We start from the raw sequence: 17,681 nt of genomic DNA, 5'->3' as shown, positions 1-17,681 counted from the left end.
TTCAATTTGCATAAGGAGTGTGTGAAATGAATCGTGAAAAAAGTTCTTTATATGAAGAAAAGTCCGAGCATTATTTTAATGCAGCGAATCCGAATTTATTAAAGCATATAAAGAAGGAATGGAAAGAAGTTCTTGATATTGGTTGCTCGAGCGGTGCATTGGGAGCGGCAATTAAAGAAAATGGTACACGTGTATCAGGAATTGAGGCATTCCCAGAGGCGGCCGAAAAAGCGAAAGAAAGACTAGATCATGTTATTTTAGGGGATATAGAAAAAGTAGATCTTCCTTATGAAGAGGGACAATTTGATTGCATTATATTTGGGGACGTACTAGAGCATTTATTTGATCCGTGGTCTGTAATAAAAAAAGTAAAGCCATATATAAAAGAAAATGGTGTGATTTTAGCTAGTATACCAAACGTTGCTCACATTTCAGTATTAGCTCCCTTACTTGCTGGAAATTGGACGTATACAGAATATGGCTTATTAGATAAAACGCATATTCGCTTCTTTACATTTAATGAAATGCTGCGAATGTTTCTAAAAGCGGGTTATTCAATTAGTAAAGTAGATCGTGTATATATTGATCACAAAATGTATGAACCGTTAATTGAGGAGTTATATGGGATTTGTAAAAAATATCGTCTTGGAAGTGGCTTCATGGCTGAGACGGTTGTATTTCAATATATAATTGAAGCAGAAAAATCACAATTATGAGTGCGGCAGATAAAACAATATTATTTGTTACATGTATAAATGATCGAAAAATGTATGCACAGTGCGTGAGACATATATTAAGATTGGCAGTGCCTCCAGGATATATTGTACAATTTATGCCGATTCGGAATGCGAAAAGTATGACAAGCGGATATAATCAAGCAATTTCGCATCCGGCGAAATATAAAGTGTATATACATCAAGATGTTTTCATTGTAAATATGGGATTTTTATACGGGTTACTGCAATTATTTCAGGATCATGAACATCTTGGAATGATTGGTATGGTTGGAGCCCAATATGTTCCTCCGAATGGAATATGGAATGTAGGTAGAGGAGTTGTTGGAAAAGTAATTGGTTATATGAATGATTTATTTTATATGGCAAGTCAAGAAAAGCCGTACCATGAGTCAAAAACATTTATGCCTGTAGAATGTATTGATGGGTTATTAATGGCCACACAATACGATATTCCGTGGCGTGAAGACTTGTTTGATGGGTTTGACTATTATGATGTGTCTCAATCATTTGAATTTAGAAAAGCTGGATATACAGTTGGGGTTCCTGCGCAGCGTGATGCGTGGTGTATTCACTATCATATTGATGTGAATATGACCAACTATGAAAAGTATAGGAAGATATTTGTGGAGCACTATATGTCAGATGTAAATCAAGACGAATAGAGGGCTACAAAATGAAAGATCATACAATATTAGTCGTTGTTTGTATAAATAATGAAGAGCTATTTGAACAATGCGAGAGACAAATAAGAAACCTTTTTGTTCCCCCTGGTTATGTTGTACAAATTTTTCCGATACGAGATGCGAAAAGTATGGCAAGTGCATATAACCGAGCACTTTCATATCCCGCGAAGTATAAGGTTTATATACATCAAGATACTTATCTTATTAATCGTGAGATGTTTTATACACTCATTTCTCTTTTTAAAGATAACGAAAAACTTGGTTTAATTGGAGTAGCTGGTGCTCAGTTTTTACCGAGCAATGGGATATGGTGGGAAGGGAAAAATTTAGTAGGGAAAGTGATTGAGTATAGAAGACAGAATTATCAATTATTAAATTTAGATCAGCTGTTTTATGGGAATCAATCATTTATGTCAGTTCAGGCAATTGATGGGTTATTAATGGCCACACAATATGATATTCCGTGGCGAGAAGACTTGTTTCAAGGGTTTCACTTTTATGATGTGTCGCAGTCTTTAGAGTTTCAAAAGGCGGGTTATTTAATTGGTATCCCTAATCAAGCGAATTTATGGTGTATTCACTACAACGGGGATGAGTTTGATGCGGATACATATGAGAAATATCGGAAAGTGTTTGTAGAACATTACAAAGATATATTATCTCCATCATAAGGGAGAGATGCAGGGTGAAAGGAATTATTTTAGCAGGTGGAACTGGATCGAGATTATATCCAATAACGAAAGTAACGAATAAACATTTGCTTCCTGTTGGACGATATCCAATGATATATCATGCGGTATATAAGCTAAAACAATGCGAAATTACAGATATTATGATTATTACAGGTAAAGAGCATATGGGAGATGTTGTTAGTTTTTTAGGAAGCGGTCAAGAGTTTGGCGTGTCCTTTACGTATCGTGTGCAAGATAAGGCTGGCGGAATTGCGCAAGCATTAGGACTTTGTGAGAGTTTCGTCGGGAACGATCGTATGGTAGTTATATTAGGAGATAATATCTTTTCTGATGATATTCGTCCGTATGTTGAAGAGTTTGCAAATCAAAAAGAAGGCGCGAAAGTACTGCTGCAATCTGTAGATGATCCGGAGAGATTTGGTGTAGCGCATATTCAAAACCGAAAAATAATTGAAATTGAAGAAAAACCGAAAGAGCCGAAAAGTTCCTATGCAGTTACAGGAATTTATTTGTATGATTCGAAAGTCTTTTCTTATATAAAAGAATTAAAACCTTCCGCAAGGGGGGAACTTGAAATTACAGATATTAATAATTGGTATTTAAAACGAGGGGTACTTACTTATAATGAAATGAGCGGTTGGTGGACTGATGCGGGAACTCATATTTCTCTTCAAAAGGCGAATACGTTAGCGCGGGATATAAACTTTGGGAAACAGTTTAACGGAGAATAGGTGAGAATATGAAAGTTATAGAAACAAACTTTACCGACGCAAAATTGTTAGAACCGAGGTTATTTGGAGATGAGCGTGGCTTTTTTACAGAAAGTTATAATAAGAAGGTGCTAGAAACATTAGGGATTACTTATTCATTTGTACAGGATAACGTATCTTATTCAGCGCAGGCGGGAACGATTCGGGGATTACACTTTCAAAAAAATCCGAAAGCACAAACGAAACTTATTCAAGTTATGCAAGGAGCAATCTATGACGTTATCGTCGATTTACGAAAAGATTCCTCAACGTTTCAACAGTGGAGAGGATATATTTTAAGTGCAGATAATCACCGGCAATTATTAGTGCCAAAAGGATTTGCACATGGTTTTTGTACACTTGTTCCGCATACGATTGTTATGTATAAAGTAGATGAATATTATAGCGCCGAGCATGACTCAGGGTTACTTTGGAGCGATAAAGAATTAGCAATTCCATGGCCGGTAACAAGTCCTATTTTGTCTGATAAAGATCGAATATTACCGTTACTTCAGGAATGCGAAGATAGCTTTTGAGTAGGAGAGTTGTTATATGAATATATTAGTAACAGGTGGGGCCGGATTTATTGGAAGTAACTTTGTTCATTACATGTTACAAAGATATGAAACATATAAAATTATTAATTTCGATGCATTAACATATAGCGGGAATTTAAATAACGTGAAGTCTCTTCAAGGGCATCCTAATTACTCTTTTGTAAAAGGGGAAATTCAAAATGGAGAGCTGCTAGAGCATGTCATAAAAGGGCGAGACGTCCATGTGATTGTAAATTTCGCAGCTGAATCACATGTGGACCGTAGTATTGAAAATCCGATCCCTTTTTATGATACAAATGTAATTGGGACAGTCACATTATTAGAATTAGTAAAAAAATATCCACATATTAAACTCGTGCAAGTATCAACAGATGAGGTGTACGGCTCTTTAGGGAAAACAGGGCGATTTACCGAGGAAACCTCGTTAGCTCCAAATAGTCCATACTCTTCAAGCAAGGCGAGCGCCGACATGATAGCTTTATCTTATTATAAAACATATCAATTACCAGTTATAGTAACGCGTTGCTCCAATAACTATGGGCCGTATCAATATCCTGAAAAGTTAATTCCGTTAATGGTTACGAATGCGCTGGAAGGAAAAAAACTACCGTTATATGGCGATGGATTAAATGTAAGAGATTGGTTACATGTAACGGATCATTGTAGTGCGATTGATGTTGTTCTGCATAAGGGACGTATAGGAGAAGTATATAATATAGGTGGAAATAATGAAAAAACCAATGTAGATGTTGTGGAACAAATTATTTCTCTCTTAGGAAAAACGAAAGAAGATATCGCGTATGTTACAGACCGTTTAGGGCATGATCGTCGTTATGCGATTGATGCACAAAAGATGAAGAATGAGCTCGGGTGGGAACCGCAGTATACGTTTGAACAGGGGCTAAAAGAAACGGTGGAATGGTATGAACATCATATAGAATGGTGGAAACCATTAAAAGAAAAATAAGGGGCATATAAATGAAAGAACGGATTATCATAACGGGAGCAAATGGTCAATTGGGAAAGCAACTACAAGAAGAGTTAAATCCTGAAGAATATGACATATATCCACTTGATAAAAAGTTACTAGATATAACAAATATATCCCAAATACAGCAAGTGGTACAAGAGATAAGGCCACATATAATTATTCATTGTGCAGCGTATACGAAGGTTGATCATGCTGAGAAAGAACAAGACCTTGCTTATGTAATAAATGCAATAGGAGCTCGCAATGTAGCGGTTGCTTCACAATTAGTAGGGGCAAAGTTAGTTTATATTAGTACCGATTATGTATTTCAAGGTGACAGACCAGATGGTTATCATGAGTTTCATAATCCATCACCGATAAATGTATACGGGGCTTCTAAGTATGCGGGAGAGCAGTTTGTCAAAGAGTTACATAATAAATATTTTATCGTTCGAACATCGTGGTTATATGGTAAGTATGGAAACAATTTTGTGAAAACGATGATACGATTAGGGAAAGAAAGAGCAGAAGTATCTGTTGTAGCGGATCAAATTGGTTCTCCTACTTATGTGGCGGATTTAAATGTGATGATTAATAAGCTCATTCATACTTCTTTATACGGTACGTATCATGTATCAAATAAAGGCTCATGTTCTTGGTTTGAATTTGCCCAAAAAATATTTTCGTATGCAAATATGAAAGTGAATGCATTACCTGTTTCAACCGAAGAATTTGGGGCGGCAGCAGCGAGACCGAAATATTCTGTTTTTCAACATAACATGCTACGGTTAAATGGTTTTTCACAAATGCCTTCTTGGGAAGAAGGATTAGAGCGGTTTTTTATAGAAACAAAGAGTCATTAACAATTTTAAGTTAATGACTTTTTTGTTTGCCTTTAAGAGGTTTTATGTTACTATAATTATAGTATCAGGTACTAATAACAAGTATAAGTATTTCTGGGAGGATATATCATGGAACTATTACAAGGGAAAACATTTGTTGTTATGGGCGTTGCGAACCAAAGAAGTATTGCGTGGGGAATTGCTCGCTCTTTGCATAATGCAGGTGCAAAATTAATCTTCACATATGCAGGAGAACGTTTAGAGAGAAACGTTCGTGAATTAGCGGACACATTAGAAGGACAAGAATCACTTGTATTACCTTGTGATGTAACGAATGATGAAGAACTTACAGCTTGCTTTGAAACAATCAAGCAAGAGGTTGGTACAATTCACGGTGTTGCACACTGTATTGCTTTTGCAAATCGTGATGATTTAAAAGGTGAATTTGTAGATACTTCTCGCGATGGATTTTTACTTGCACAAAATATTAGTGCATTCTCTTTAACAGCTGTAGCAAGAGAAGCGAAGAAAGTAATGACAGAAGGCGGAAATATTTTAACGTTAACATACCTTGGCGGCGAGCGCGTTGTGAAAAACTATAACGTTATGGGTGTTGCGAAAGCTTCATTAGAAGCGAGCGTAAAATATTTAGCTAACGATTTAGGCCAACATGGCATTCGCGTTAACGCTATTTCTGCAGGACCAATTCGTACGTTATCTGCAAAAGGCGTAGGCGACTTTAACTCAATTTTAAGAGAAATTGAGGAGCGCGCACCACTTCGTCGTACAACAACTCCAGAAGAAGTTGGGGATACAGCAGTATTCTTATTCAGTGATTTAGCACGCGGCGTAACAGGAGAAAACATTCACGTTGATTCAGGGTATCATATCCTAGGATAAATATAATATTAATTTTTAAAGGACAATCTCTACATGTTGAGATTGTCCTTTTTATTTGTTCTTAGAAAGAACGATTTTTAACGAAAGTTCTTACCACGTTATGAATATAACTATAATAGTACACGATTTATTCAGCTACGTATGGAAGTGGGAGGGACGAGTGTGAAGAATAAAAATAAAAGTTCAACAGTTGGAAAACCGTTGTTATATATTGCGCAAGTAAATTTGGAACTTGCTGCACCGAAAATAAAAAGAATTATCTTAACAAACTTTGAGAATGAGGATCGAAAAGAGGAAAGTAATAGAAACGAAAATGTTGTAAGTAGTGCTGTGGAAGAGGTAATAGAACAGCAAGAAGAGCAAGAAGAGCAACAAGTAGAAGAAACAATAGAAGAAGAGGAACAAGTACAAGAGCAACAAGAACAGAAAGAACAGCAAGAGCCAGTGAGAACTGTCCCGTATAATAAATCATTTAAGGATATGAATAATGAAGAGAAAATTCATTTTTTATTAAACCGCCCTCATTACATTCCGAAAGTAAGGTGCAGAATAAAAACAGCTACAGTCTCATATGTTGGATCGATCATATCGTATCGTAATGGCATTGTATCCATTATGCCGCCAAATAGTATGAGAGATATTCGGTTATCTATAGATGATATCCAATCGATTAGTATGGCAGGTTTTTAAATATGTAAAGGTGGTAGAAAATCTTCTACCACCCCAATAGTTTTTTAGTTTACTTAACTTATTAGATAGAAACGTCGCGTAAGCACTGAATCGCACAGAAACAGCTTAAATCTACAGTGATACAAGTAGATGTCGATACTAGTCTTGCATTTGGTACAGCTAAAAACGTACAAATTGGGTCATCATTAGGTGGTACAGGGGATCCATCACCTAATACTACAGTTAACACACGTAGCACAGCACAGCTACCATCATCTACACTCTCAACACGGAAAATCGGAGAAGTACAGCTAGTAAGGCTTCCAGATGGTGCAAATGCTTCAAAAGGTGATCCAACTTTTGTGTATATAATAATAGGGCGTGTATTCGCTACTGCTGCAGTATTGTGTGCTCCTAAAAATGGAATTTCACAACCAGATCCACACGTTGTTGTAGAGCAATCTTGTAATTCATTGATGAATTTTACAACGTCAACTACACAATGAGAAGAGCTATGGTGTTTATTTTCGTTACAACTCATTAATGTCACTCCTTATCTTCTTGTTTGTATTTACATTAATAAGATATTGGAGTCGGAGAGATTTGGTCACAATCTCAAGACCTTTTTTTTTAAATAGGCGAAAGAAGATAAGGGAAGGTGGAATCATGCTGTTTACAAGCTGGCTTTTATTTTTTATTTTCGCGTTAGCTGCTTTTAGGCTCACTCGTTTAATTGTTTATGATAAAATTACAGCCTTTTTGCGAAGACCGTTTATTGATGAGCTAGAGATTACGGAGCCTGATGGAAGTGTATCAACCTTTACAAAAGTAAAAGGTAAAGGATTAAGAAAGTGGGTTGGTGAATTATTAAGCTGTTATTGGTGTACAGGTGTATGGGTTAGTGCTTTTTTATTAGGTGTATATAATTGGATTCCTATCGTTGCAGAGCCGTTACTTGCATTATTAGCCATTGCAGGTGCAGCGGCAATAATTGAAACAATTACAGGATATTTTATAGGAGAATAATATATTTTCATAATACGAGAAAAAGCGGAGTTTAAAAGAATGAGGGAACGGAAATAAGAAGTTGTTCATATAGTAAATTGACAGATTTTAAAGTAGAGGAGATGTTTGCTGTGAGCAATAATCCAAGGCAAAATTCATATGATCTGCAGCAATGGTATCATATACAGCAACAACACCAATTGCAACAACAGGCATATCAAGAACAATTGCAACAACAAGGATTTGTGAAGAAAAAGGGATGTAATTGTGGGAAAAAGAAGAACACAATAAAACACTATGAAGAATGAAACACTCATGTTACTGTGAGTGTTTTTTATTATACATATAAAAAGCGGTATTTCTAATGAAGAAATACCGCTTTTTACTAGCTAATTTGTGCAACTGTTAATGCTGCAGCACGGATGTCTACGGTTCCAATTAACTCAACTGGTACAATTTGAATTAAATCGCCAGGATTTAAGTTAATAAGAATAACACCACTGGATACGTCTACTTCACCAGTACCAATAACGTTAGAACGAACTGCTGTACCTGATCCAGGAATAATGTTAGCTGGTGTATTTAATGATAAGAAGAAACGACCAGCTTCTGGTGCAACAGGTGAGTTATCAAGACTAATTGTTAATGTATAACTGATTTGATAAATACCAGCTCGTAGAATTCGAATGCCATCTCCAACACTTACTGTATCATTTATTACAGGAACAGTAATGTTTGGGTTTGGACTTACGCTAGGTAATAGTAATGGTGTAAATAGTGAAGCGAACTGAGGTGCAGAAGCGTTGAAAGCAAAACCAAAGGCAGGTAGTGTACTAGCTGGTTTCGCCTCGCAATCGATTTTAGTAAATTCGCAATCAGAAGAGAACATGTTTTTCACTCCTTTATCTGTTTCTACTTTCAGTTAATGAAAAGGACAGGTTCTATGTTCTAGACAAGTTCCCAATTTTATGAAAAATACATAATAATACCTTTTAAGCATGGATTGGGTGGCAGAAAACTCTGCCACCCAATCCATGCTTAAATTAATATTTAGTTTTATATAGAAACATCACGTAAGCATTGAATAGCGCAGAAACAACTTAAATCAACAGTAATACAAGTAGATGTCGACACTAACCTTGCATTTGGTACAGCTAAAAACGTACAGATTGGATCGTCAGTAGGTGGTACAGAGGTACCATCACCTAAAACTACAGTCAATACACGGAGTACAGCACAGTCATCATCATCTATACTCTCTACACGGAAAATTGGAGATCGGCAGCTAGTAAGGCTTGCAGATGGTGCAAATGCTTCAAAAGGTGTTCCGGCTTTTGTGTATAAAATAAAAGGGCGTGTATTTGCTACTGATGCATTGTTATGTGCTCCTAAAAATGGAACTTCGCAACCAGATCCACATGTTGTCGTTGCACAGTCTTGCAGTTCATGTATAAAACGAACAACATTAGATACACAGTTGAAATCAAAATCATGGTGATGATGGTCTTCGTTACAATTGCAGCTCATTATGTTCACTCCTTATCGTGAGTTCTGACATACACTATTACAATATGAATCGGATATGGCTGATATTACGTTAATTATCATGATAAAAACAGGGAATTTATATAGTAGGGATGTACATAATGCAATATAAAAAAAAGACATCCTTATTTAGTGGATGTCTTTTCAGGTAAATCTTTTCGCGCAGTATATAAAAAACGAGATATATCTAATTTTTTTCCTCTAAAAAATTGCGGAGAGGAAATGTAAAGTTCTTCTTTTGCACGTGTAATTGCGACATAAAGTAGTCGACGTTCTTCTTCTAAAGCTTCAGAAGTCTCTGTAACACGATCATTTGCATCTTTTAAAGAAGAAGTATGGGGAAGAATACCATCGCTCGCTCCAAGTAAAAAGACGCATGGAAATTCAAGGCCTTTTGCGTTATGAATAGACATAAGCGAAACAGCATTTTTTTCCGGCATTGTTTTTAATGCTTCCATTTCTTTTTGACCTTGAATTGCTTCGTCAATAAATTGTAAATAAGCTGTAATATCGGTGAAACGAGTTGCTGACTCCATTAATTCTTCTAACATTTCTTCTTGTATATCTTTATGCATCGTAAAGGAAGAACGATCGTTACTTTGTAAGTACTCTAAATACTTTCCTTTACCATGAATAATTTCTTTTAATGCTTTTTTCGGTTCTAATTCTTTTATAAATTTAATAAAATCGATACGCTCATTTACCTTTTTTACTTGAAAAGGTTTTAAGCTCGGATTTAATAATAAGAAATGAAGAAGAGAAGGGAACCGCCCCTCACCATATTTCCATTGTTCGCGTTCAATAAATGAAATACAATCATCACGCCCGATATACATAGTTGGCAATATATTTGAAAGTGATTCTAGTCGAAACGGTTCAATCACCAGTCTTAAATGATCTAATACAGGCTTAATTAAAGAATGTTCATAAAATGATTGACTCGCCCCGTGCTTAATAAACGGGATTTTGTGAATTGTAAGCTGATCAAGTAACGAACGGCTTACAGAATGTGTGCGATACAGTAAACAAAAATCTTTAAAGTTGCGTTCGCCGCTGTCTACTTTTTCTTGAATGAGCTGCAAAATTTGATTTGCTTCATCAAGAGTCGTAGCAGGTCTTGCGTAAAAAGGTTGTACACCTTCTTCACGCACAGAATATAGCTCTTTATCAAAACGCTCTTGATTTAGTTTGATAACTTCATTTCCAAGTCCGACGATAAAAGGATTGGATCGATAATTCGTATTAAGTGCGATAATCGTAGTGTTATCAAATTCTTTTGGAAAAGATAAAATAATTTGGTGACTTGCTCCTCGCCAGCCATATATCGCCTGATCGTCATCACCTGCGATAAATAAATTATTTCTTGGCGTGGCTAACAATTTTACAATTTCATATTGTGCATACGATGTATCTTGGAACTCATCTACTTCAATATAGTGGAAACGTTGTTGTAATTGGGTAAGCAAAGGAACGTTATTTTCTAACATATAATATGTTTCTAATAAGATGTCATCGAAATCAATATAATTATATCGTTGTTTTACTTCTTCAAAACGCTCGTATACTTCTTTAAATTCTTGTTCAACGGGTGTTTTTGCTTTTACATCTTTCGGACGATTCAATTTGTTTTTCTCAAGTGAAATCATAGCGAGCATTGTTTCAGCATCATAATCGTCTTTTAGACGCAATTCTTTCAAGATTTTCTTTATCATAATTTGTTTATGTTTTTCGTTTGCTAAAATTTGCTGATTATATCCTTGACTACGAAGCAATTTTAAAAAGACAGAGTGGAATGTACCAGCAACAACGTAGCTACTTGCAGCACGATTCATACCTGGTAAATTTGCTACACGGTTTCGGATTTCTTCAGCTGCTTTTTGTGTAAATGTAAGCAATAAAATATTTCGTGGATGAACTTGTTTTACATTTACTAAATAACCTACGCGGGTTGTTAAAACAGATGTTTTCCCGCTTCCGGCACCAGCTAATGTAAGAACAGGGCCTTCTGTCGTTCGCACAGCCTCTAATTGTTTTTCATTTAAAAAAACATTTTGTTGTTCGAGAGCGCGAAAATACGCCGCATCTGCATCTTCTTCCATAATTAAATGGGTAGATGTTTTCGGAATATGATATGTTGCACGCGGAATGTCAGCGTGCGTTAATGATTTTTGTGAAAATTTTTCTTGTGTCATATATTCACCTTCAAAACTATAGCATCAACATTTAACTTTAGCGGAAGAAAAAGAAAATAGCAATGTAAAAAACAGGAGGGGATACCTCCTGTTTTCAAATTACAATTCTTTTATCATAACGATGTGAGGAATATTTGCTTCCATGAATACATCAGAATGCGTTACATATCCAAGCTTCTTATAGAAATCTTCAGCATGTGTTTGGGCATGCAGCTTTAATTTTGGTAGCGAGTTTTCATTCGCATACGCTTCAAGTGCATCCATAACAATTTTTCCAATGCCTTTTTTACGATGGGAAGCTAGTACGCAAATGCGTTCCATTTTTCCTATTCCATCCAGTATGCGAAAACGACCAGCACCAACTGGAACATCATTATCATATATAACAACGTGTGTTGAAGTTTCTTCAAACTCATCATACTCTTCGTCAGCAGAAACTTGTTGCTCATTCACAAATACTTGCTTACGTACAGAGAATGCATCTCTTAGTTGTTCGTCCGTTTGTACGATCTGTGCGTGCAAATTAGTTATTCCCCTTTCCAAGGTGGAATGTTTCGTATACAGTCCACGTTCCGTTTTCTAATTGATATAGAAGATGGAAGCGATCAATTGGTTGTTCATAATAGAAATCTTTCATACGTAATCGACCTAATACATCAGCATGCTCTGCATCTGATAAGCCTTGTCCGATTGTCAAATGAGGTACGAAAGCGTACTCGCGTTCTTGTATAAAGAATTCGCTATGCATTTCCTCATTTAAGAAAGTAAGTTCAGGTGTTTTTTCTACTTTAAAATAAAGAACATTATTAACAGGTGCGAATGAACCAACTTTTCCGACATGAAGGGTGAAAGGGTTCGTTTTACTTGCGATTGTATGTAACTCTTTTACAATCGATTCTAATTGTTCATCTTGCGTCTCAAAGGGTGTTTTCAATGTAATATGTGGCGGAACTAATGCGTAGTGCGGATCATAACGTTTACGCAATCCGTTCGCTTTATCCTGAATCATTTTAGATGGAAAAATTACAATGCCTAATTTCATGTTCCAATTCCTCCCTTTGTAAGTCTAGTTAGATTTTGAGAAAATAACTCTCTTAATCTATTATATCAAATTATTCTGAATACTGCTCTCTATTATTTCATTGATAGAATATGAGAGAAAGCTTTCGGTAAGTCAGTTTGCCAATATTTCCACGTGTGGTTACCTTCAAATTCTTCGTAATGTGTGATGAAATTTCTATCTGTCAGAATCGTATTGAGCTCACGGTTCGGCCCAACGAAATCGGATACTTGTCCATCAGTGCGTTTTACAGCTGTTTCTTCTGTCCCAATGACGTGATAAAGGTCTAGCGCTTCCGGATTTTTAAAGTCTTTTGCTAAGTTCATCACTGTTTCATCCACAAATGGTGATTGCATAACGACTTTACCGAATGTATGCGGATACATAAGTGCAGTCATGAAGGAAACTGTCCCACCAAGAGAATCACCAATTAACACACGACCTTTTCCCATTTGGTACGTTGGATAATTTTCATCGATATATGGTGCCAGTTCATGAGCAAGGAAACGAATATACGCAGCGTTTTTCACTTCATTTGGGAAATATTTTTCTTTACGATCGTGTACATTTTTATATGGAATACCGACAATAATTGTACGGTCAATTTCTTCAGTTTCACGAAGGCGCTCAATTACACGGTGCGCTTTACCAAGCTGAAAATAATCTCTACCATCTTGTGCAATTACAACTGTATGTTTGTGCAGTGGTGTGTAATTTACCGGTAAGTAAACGAGAAGTGTAACATCTTCTTGAAGTGATGCGCTATAAAATGAAATTTCTTCAATTCTCCCTATTGTTTGATTCATGTAGATCCCCCTAAATAAAAATTTACTGTAATGATTGTAAGAGCGACGCTTGTAGTGAAAAAGAAAGAAATATTCACTAATAGGTGCTTTCGTTTCTATTTTACCATAATGGTACGAAGAATCTAAAAAATTAGTATTTAAGTTGTGAAAGAAAACGGATATAATGAAGTGGGATTTTTGACAGGTGAGAGGGGAGACGGAATTTGAAACAAGAAAGATCAATCGCGCTACCATTAGCAATTTCCATTATAGCCATTTCATTCGCAGCAGTTTTTGTAAAGATGTCCTCAGCACCATCTTCAATATTAAGTATGTATCGATTATGGATTATCGTACTTATTATGCTGCCTATCGTTTGGAAAAAACGGGAAGAGTTTAGTAAGATTCAAATAAAAGATTGGGGATTTTTAATTGGATCTGGTTTCTTTTTAGCGCTTCATTTTCTTTTGTGGTTTGAATCTTTAAAGCATACGACAGTTGCCAGTTCGACGATTATTTTAGCGCTTCAACCAATCGTATCTTTAGTTGGAGGTTTTTTCTTATTTAAAGAAAGAACAACATACTCAGCCATTGCGACAATGGGAATAGCGATACTAGGCGTAATGTGTATTGGGTGGGGAGATTTAGGGTTAAGTGAACAAGCGATTTATGGAGATATATTATCCTTTTTAAGTGTCATAGCGGTTGTCGGTTATTTATTTATCGGGCAAACAACAGTAAAGAAAGTATCACACTGGATTTATAGCTTTACAGTTTTTGCATTCGCAGGTATTTTTATGGGGATTTATAATATAGTATTGCAAGTGCCTTTTACAGGTTATACGAAGTGGGATTGGACCGTTTTTCTTTTACTTGCGGTTGTGCCGACAGTGTCACACGTCATTAATAATTGGTTATTAAACTACGTAAATGCAACAACAATTTCAATGAGTATTTTAGGTGAACCAGTTGGAGCATCTATATTAGCGTTCTTCTTACTCGGTGAAAGACTAAATGTCATGCAAATTATCGGTAGCATGCTCGTATTGTTTGGTGTATCTGTTTTCTTACTACAGCAACAAAAACGAACAGCAAAAAGTGTAGTAAATGAGCCGGCGTATACACAGGAATTATAATGTTAGAGGAGAAAAGAGAAGTTGTGATACTTCTCTTTTTGTTTTACAGAAATATAGGGGAGGAAGGGAAGTTTAATGGAATTTCCATCAAAAAAAGATATATGGTTATATCCGATTTTTTTCGTTGTCATTGGAGCGTGTTTTGCGCCTCTATTTGCAGGAAAAGAGTATTTTCTTTTATTTTTTACAATTCCGTTAGCAATATTCTTTATGTGAGTTGGTTTTCGACAAAATACATCGTCGGAGAAGAAACAATTACAATTAGATCAGGTCTCGTTAAAAAAAGCATATTTATACGAGATATAAAACAAATTTCAAATACGAAAAATCCAATAGCTGCTCATGCATTGTCATTGGATCGACTTGAAATTGTTTACGGCGCACATAAAACAGAAGTTATTTCTCCTAAAGATAAAGACCAATTCATCAATCTTGTTACAAGTAAAAATTCACACATTGAAATCAAGTAAAAGAGTGGCTAGGAAGCCACTCTTTTACTTTGGATTTGTCATATAAGGTTGTACATGAATAATACATAGGTCACGGAACTTTCCTTCAGTAGTTGTGACAATTACGACTGCTCTTCCGGCACTTTTTCCAGTAATCGTTACCGTATCACCTTTTGGATACATTGTGATAACATCAGCATTCATATTTGTCCAAATAAGTTCTTTATTCGTTGCTTGCACTGGCAAAACGGAGGCTGATAACTCAGTGCTTTGTCCAGTTCTTACTTTCAACTTATTTTTTTCCATATGAACACCAATGACTGAAATAACAGAAGGAGCGATTGAAATTTTAGGTGGATTAGGTTGTATGTTCAAACGAGACGCAGAAGTATTTGTAATAGGTGAAAATTTTCGTGTTTGTTGTTGCTGGAAAGCTGCTAACATGCTGGAGTCCCCTTCCTGTATAAGTGCTGATAGTACTACTATAAAGGAGTAGTGTTATGTTTAATTTAACGAAACATAAAGAAATTGTTAAATTCGAGTAGAAGATTGTCGAACTTTCATAAAAAGAAAGCTCTGCTGATACGATAACAGCAGAGCTTTTCCTTTATAGATTATGACTATGTTGTTTTTCGAAATTCTCAAATTGCTCTTCAACTTCTTTTGAAGGTTGTGTTAGTAAACTAACAATTATGATTGCTATTAAACTAATAGAAAAACCAGGAATCATTTCATATAAGAAGTTTGTTAAGAATTTAAACTGAGTCCATATGATAACAGTAGCGGCGCCAGAAATCATACCAGCAAGCGCGCCCCATTTCGTCATACGTTTCCAATATAAGCTTAATAAAATAGCAGGTCCGAATGAAGAACCGAACCCAGCCCAAGCATATCCAACAAGAGCTAAAATCGTATCATTTTGTTTAAGTGCTAATGCACATCCAATTAAAGCAATAACAAGAACAGCCATACGACCGACAAATACAAGTTCTTTATCAGAAGCATCACGCTTAAAGAATGTTCTATATAAGTCTTCTGTTACTGCACTCGAAGTAACGAGAAGTTGAGAAGAAATTGTACTCATAATAGCTGCTAAAATAGCTGCTAATAAAAATCCAGTAATAAGTGGATGGAATAAAATAGTGCCAAGTTCAACGAAAATCGTTTCTGGATCAGAAAGTTTTAAACCTGCTTTTGAATAGTATGCAATACCGATAAGGCCAGTAAACATAGCTCCGACAACAGAGAAAATCATCCAGCTCATACCAATACGTCGTGCACTTTTAATTTCTTTTACAGAAGAAATCGCCATAAAGCGTACGATAATATGTGGTTGTCCAACATAACCAAGGCCCCATGCGAATAATGAAATAATTCCTAATACAGAAGTACCTTTAAAAATATCTAATAATGCCGGATCGATAGATTTAATTGTTTCAAATGCTGGACCAAGTCCATTTACGTGCATAATTGTTACGACTGGAACAAGAATAAGAGCGACTACCATAATGATTCCTTGCACGAAGTCTGTCCAACTTACAGCTAAAAATCCACCAAATAACGTGTAAGCTACGACAACTCCACCAACGATAAGAAGACCAACATGGTAATTGAGTCCAAATGAATTTTCGAATAATATAGCGCCAGAGACAAATCCTGAAGCTACATAAAACGTGAAAAATATCATAATAACAAGTCCAGATACTAGGCGTAGCATATGGGATTTGTCGTGGAAACGGTGTTCCAAAAATTCTGGGATAGTAATAGAGTTGTTTGCAATTTCAGAGTAGGTACGTAAGCGAGGAGCGACGTAGATCCAGTTTGCGTATGCGCCTAATGTTAGGCCGATCGCAATCCAACTACTACTTAATCCAACGCTAAACATTGCACCGGGTAAGCCCATTAAAAGCCAACCACTCATATCAGCTGCTCCAGCACTTAATGCTGTTACTGCGGGGCCTAGTGTACGCCCGCCAAGCATATAATCTGTTAAGTTGGATGTTTGCTTATAAGCGAAATAGCCGATAATTAGCATCCCGAGCATGTAAATAGAGATAGAAGTTAAAATTAACATCTGCGTACTCATGTAGTTCCCCTTTCTTTTGTCATGTCTTTTGATGCGTTATGCATATTTATAATCTATCATGATTATTCTGAAAAATCCATACAGAAATATGAATTTTCAGAAATGTAAGCGTTTTTTGACATCATTTTACTTTTTTAATATATAATATTCATGCAAAAAACCTTATTTTTAATAGAGTATTTATTATATTTACATAAAAAGAGGTTGTTTTGTCAATATAATATTGAAAGGAGCGAAAAATAAATTTTTTAAAAAAGTATTGACTTGTGAAAAAAGTTAGGTCTATAATGAGTGCAACTTAAAAAGTGCAAGCGTTGATGAAGAAGAGTACACATGATGAACATGTCAGAGAGCTGATGGTTGGTGCGAATCAGTATGGGATTGATGTGGAATGGGCTTCGGAGCTTCCAAACCGAAACGAAAGAAGTAGGCTTTGGCGACATGATCTCATCGATACAAGAGACACGTATTGTTTTTGATACGGTAAAGTGCGTTACATTCGTAACGAATTAAGGTGGCACCACGGGAGTACCCGTCCTTTCTATAGGATGAGTACTCCCTTTTTGTGTACAAAAAATTAAATAAATGAAATCGTTGAAGTAAGAAGAGTACGTATATTGGAGA

At 35.9% G+C, this 17,681-nt stretch carries 21 protein-coding genes, 1 pseudogene and 2 other annotated features (1 of these 24 running past the window's edge); of the genes and pseudogenes, 13 read left to right on the top strand and 9 right to left on the bottom strand.

All coding sequences use genetic code 11. From position 1 onward, the window contains the following. The first annotated feature begins 26 nt into the window (after positions 1-26). The 9 genes from QCI46_RS21535 (at position 27) to QCI46_RS21495 (ending at position 6,820) form a co-directional block, all read left to right on the top strand. The gene (locus tag QCI46_RS21535; RefSeq protein ID WP_048526716.1) at positions 27-716 is read left to right on the top strand and encodes a class I SAM-dependent methyltransferase; all 690 of its coding nucleotides are present in this window, start codon (positions 27-29) and stop codon (positions 714-716) included. After that, complete coding sequence (locus tag QCI46_RS21530) at positions 713-1,399, top strand: glycosyltransferase family protein (RefSeq protein WP_098095544.1); 687 nt, start codon at positions 713-715, stop codon at positions 1,397-1,399. Before QCI46_RS21535 ends, QCI46_RS21530 begins: the two co-directional genes overlap by 4 nt. An 11-nt stretch (positions 1,400-1,410) precedes the next feature. Beyond that, positions 1,411-2,091, top strand: a complete 681-nt coding sequence (locus QCI46_RS21525) for a glycosyltransferase family protein (RefSeq protein ID WP_353841338.1) — start codon at positions 1,411-1,413, stop codon at positions 2,089-2,091. Between the two features lie 14 nt (positions 2,092-2,105). After that, positions 2,106-2,843 carry a sugar phosphate nucleotidyltransferase gene (locus tag QCI46_RS21520; RefSeq protein ID WP_353841337.1) on the top strand — a complete coding sequence of 246 codons (738 nt, stop codon included), beginning with the start codon at positions 2,106-2,108 and terminating at the stop codon, positions 2,841-2,843. Between the two features lie 8 nt (positions 2,844-2,851). Continuing rightward, positions 2,852-3,397: a dTDP-4-dehydrorhamnose 3,5-epimerase gene (gene rfbC, locus QCI46_RS21515; RefSeq protein ID WP_353841336.1), complete on the top strand. Its 546-nt coding sequence runs from the start codon at positions 2,852-2,854 to the stop codon at positions 3,395-3,397. A 16-nt stretch (positions 3,398-3,413) separates the two neighbouring features. Next, positions 3,414-4,385 carry a dTDP-glucose 4,6-dehydratase gene (gene rfbB / locus QCI46_RS21510; RefSeq protein ID WP_353841335.1) on the top strand — a complete coding sequence of 324 codons (972 nt, stop codon included), beginning with the start codon at positions 3,414-3,416 and terminating at the stop codon, positions 4,383-4,385. Positions 4,386-4,396: 11 nt separating this feature from the next. Further along, positions 4,397-5,251 carry a dTDP-4-dehydrorhamnose reductase gene (gene rfbD, locus QCI46_RS21505; protein WP_353841334.1) on the top strand — a complete coding sequence of 285 codons (855 nt, stop codon included), beginning with the start codon at positions 4,397-4,399 and terminating at the stop codon, positions 5,249-5,251. Positions 5,252-5,359: 108 nt separating this feature from the next. Beyond that, on the top strand, positions 5,360-6,130 hold the full coding sequence (gene fabI / locus QCI46_RS21500) for an enoyl-ACP reductase FabI (protein ID WP_000421885.1): 771 nt from the start codon (positions 5,360-5,362) through the stop codon (positions 6,128-6,130). A gap of 141 nt (positions 6,131-6,271) precedes the next feature. After that, positions 6,272-6,820, top strand: coding sequence for a spore coat CotO family protein (locus tag QCI46_RS21495; protein ID WP_353841333.1), 549 nt, complete (start codon positions 6,272-6,274; stop codon positions 6,818-6,820). Positions 6,821-6,881: 61 nt separating this feature from the next. Here the strand turns inward: QCI46_RS21495 and QCI46_RS21490 are convergent, their stop codons facing one another. Further along, positions 6,882-7,340, bottom strand: coding sequence for a CotY/CotZ family spore coat protein (locus QCI46_RS21490; RefSeq protein WP_075308457.1), 459 nt, complete (start codon positions 7,338-7,340; stop codon positions 6,882-6,884). 125 nt (positions 7,341-7,465) lie between these two features. Here QCI46_RS21490 and QCI46_RS21485 point away from each other — a divergent pair, with 125 nt between their 5' ends. Both QCI46_RS21485 and QCI46_RS21480 read left to right on the top strand, forming a co-directional pair. Next, a complete protein-coding gene (locus QCI46_RS21485; protein ID WP_075308459.1) occupies positions 7,466-7,825 on the top strand; it encodes a DUF1360 domain-containing protein in 360 nt (119 codons plus the stop codon). A 101-nt stretch (positions 7,826-7,926) separates the two neighbouring features. Continuing rightward, positions 7,927-8,112 (top strand): hypothetical protein, encoded by a 186-nt coding sequence (locus QCI46_RS21480; RefSeq protein ID WP_063224588.1) that lies wholly within the window; start codon positions 7,927-7,929, stop codon positions 8,110-8,112. Between the two features lie 77 nt (positions 8,113-8,189). Here the strand turns inward: QCI46_RS21480 and exsF are convergent, their stop codons facing one another. The 6 genes from exsF to QCI46_RS21450 form a co-directional block, all read right to left on the bottom strand. Then, on the bottom strand, positions 8,190-8,693 hold the full coding sequence (gene exsF / locus QCI46_RS21475; protein WP_044795500.1) for an exosporium protein ExsF: 504 nt from the start codon (positions 8,691-8,693) through the stop codon (positions 8,190-8,192). 167 nt (positions 8,694-8,860) lie between these two features. Further along, positions 8,861-9,331, bottom strand: coding sequence for a spore coat protein CotY (gene cotY, locus QCI46_RS21470; RefSeq protein WP_172552869.1), 471 nt, complete (start codon positions 9,329-9,331; stop codon positions 8,861-8,863). 143 nt (positions 9,332-9,474) lie between these two features. Continuing rightward, a complete protein-coding gene (locus QCI46_RS21465) occupies positions 9,475-11,541 on the bottom strand; it encodes an ATP-dependent helicase (protein WP_075308461.1) in 2,067 nt (688 codons plus the stop codon). Between the two features lie 99 nt (positions 11,542-11,640). Further along, a complete protein-coding gene (locus tag QCI46_RS21460) occupies positions 11,641-12,063 on the bottom strand; it encodes a GNAT family N-acetyltransferase (RefSeq protein ID WP_046957039.1) in 423 nt (140 codons plus the stop codon). Position 12,064: 1 nt separating this feature from the next. Beyond that, positions 12,065-12,583, bottom strand: a complete 519-nt coding sequence (locus QCI46_RS21455; protein WP_000765870.1) for a YjcG family protein — start codon at positions 12,581-12,583, stop codon at positions 12,065-12,067. A 92-nt stretch (positions 12,584-12,675) separates the two neighbouring features. Further along, positions 12,676-13,407, bottom strand: coding sequence for an alpha/beta hydrolase (locus QCI46_RS21450; protein ID WP_353841332.1), 732 nt, complete (start codon positions 13,405-13,407; stop codon positions 12,676-12,678). Positions 13,408-13,610: 203 nt separating this feature from the next. Between QCI46_RS21450 and QCI46_RS21445 the strand changes: the two genes are divergently transcribed. Together QCI46_RS21445 and QCI46_RS21440 are read left to right on the top strand one after the other, a co-directional pair. After that, on the top strand, positions 13,611-14,522 hold the full coding sequence (locus QCI46_RS21445) for a DMT family transporter (protein ID WP_353841331.1): 912 nt from the start codon (positions 13,611-13,613) through the stop codon (positions 14,520-14,522). Positions 14,523-14,597: 75 nt separating this feature from the next. Next, positions 14,598-14,992 (top strand): annotated as a pseudogene (locus QCI46_RS21440) (PH domain-containing protein). A 24-nt stretch (positions 14,993-15,016) separates the two neighbouring features. Here QCI46_RS21440 and QCI46_RS21435 read toward each other — a convergent pair. Both QCI46_RS21435 and putP read right to left on the bottom strand, forming a co-directional pair. Beyond that, a complete protein-coding gene (locus QCI46_RS21435; protein ID WP_046958298.1) occupies positions 15,017-15,415 on the bottom strand; it encodes an Ig-like domain-containing protein in 399 nt (132 codons plus the stop codon). 163 nt (positions 15,416-15,578) lie between these two features. Further along, positions 15,579-17,057 (bottom strand): sodium/proline symporter PutP, encoded by a 1,479-nt coding sequence (gene putP, locus QCI46_RS21430; RefSeq protein ID WP_327958003.1) that lies wholly within the window; start codon positions 17,055-17,057, stop codon positions 15,579-15,581. A 305-nt stretch (positions 17,058-17,362) separates the two neighbouring features. Beyond that, positions 17,363-17,600, top strand: a binding site (T-box leader). A 42-nt stretch (positions 17,601-17,642) separates the two neighbouring features. Beyond that, positions 17,643-17,681, top strand: a binding site (T-box leader) (it continues 206 nt past the right edge of the window).

This window comes from Bacillus cereus group sp. RP32, from assembly GCF_040459735.1.
Taxonomy (GTDB): Bacteria; Bacillota; Bacilli; order Bacillales; family Bacillaceae_G; genus Bacillus_A; species Bacillus_A wiedmannii.
This window is presented reverse-complemented; position numbering and strand designations above follow the sequence as displayed.

What these genes read in the sequence shown, in the direction of transcription:
- QCI46_RS21535 (WP_048526716.1), top strand. Translation starts at nt 27, where the DNA reads ATGAATCGTGAAAAAAGTTCTTTATATGAAGAAAAGTCCGAGCATTAT.
- QCI46_RS21530 (WP_098095544.1), top strand. Translation starts at nt 713, where the DNA reads ATGAGTGCGGCAGATAAAACAATATTATTTGTTACATGTATAAATGAT.
- QCI46_RS21525 (WP_353841338.1), top strand. Translation starts at nt 1,411, where the DNA reads ATGAAAGATCATACAATATTAGTCGTTGTTTGTATAAATAATGAAGAG.
- rfbC (WP_353841336.1), top strand. Translation starts at nt 2,852, where the DNA reads ATGAAAGTTATAGAAACAAACTTTACCGACGCAAAATTGTTAGAACCG.
- rfbB (WP_353841335.1), top strand. Translation starts at nt 3,414, where the DNA reads ATGAATATATTAGTAACAGGTGGGGCCGGATTTATTGGAAGTAACTTT.
- rfbD (WP_353841334.1), top strand. Translation starts at nt 4,397, where the DNA reads ATGAAAGAACGGATTATCATAACGGGAGCAAATGGTCAATTGGGAAAG.
- fabI (WP_000421885.1), top strand. Translation starts at nt 5,360, where the DNA reads ATGGAACTATTACAAGGGAAAACATTTGTTGTTATGGGCGTTGCGAAC.
- QCI46_RS21495 (WP_353841333.1), top strand. Translation starts at nt 6,272, where the DNA reads ATGGAAGTGGGAGGGACGAGTGTGAAGAATAAAAATAAAAGTTCAACA.
- QCI46_RS21490 (WP_075308457.1), bottom strand. Translation starts at nt 7,340, where the DNA reads ATGAGTTGTAACGAAAATAAACACCATAGCTCTTCTCATTGTGTAGTT.
- QCI46_RS21485 (WP_075308459.1), top strand. Translation starts at nt 7,466, where the DNA reads ATGCTGTTTACAAGCTGGCTTTTATTTTTTATTTTCGCGTTAGCTGCT.
- QCI46_RS21480 (WP_063224588.1), top strand. Translation starts at nt 7,927, where the DNA reads ATGTTTGCTGTGAGCAATAATCCAAGGCAAAATTCATATGATCTGCAG.
- exsF (WP_044795500.1), bottom strand. Translation starts at nt 8,693, where the DNA reads ATGTTCTCTTCTGATTGCGAATTTACTAAAATCGATTGCGAGGCGAAA.
- cotY (WP_172552869.1), bottom strand. Translation starts at nt 9,331, where the DNA reads ATGAGCTGCAATTGTAACGAAGACCATCATCACCATGATTTTGATTTC.
- QCI46_RS21465 (WP_075308461.1), bottom strand. Translation starts at nt 11,541, where the DNA reads ATGACACAAGAAAAATTTTCACAAAAATCATTAACGCACGCTGACATT.
- QCI46_RS21455 (WP_000765870.1), bottom strand. Translation starts at nt 12,583, where the DNA reads ATGAAATTAGGCATTGTAATTTTTCCATCTAAAATGATTCAGGATAAA.
- QCI46_RS21450 (WP_353841332.1), bottom strand. Translation starts at nt 13,407, where the DNA reads ATGAATCAAACAATAGGGAGAATTGAAGAAATTTCATTTTATAGCGCA.
- QCI46_RS21435 (WP_046958298.1), bottom strand. Translation starts at nt 15,415, where the DNA reads ATGTTAGCAGCTTTCCAGCAACAACAAACACGAAAATTTTCACCTATT.
- putP (WP_327958003.1), bottom strand. Translation starts at nt 17,057, where the DNA reads ATGAGTACGCAGATGTTAATTTTAACTTCTATCTCTATTTACATGCTC.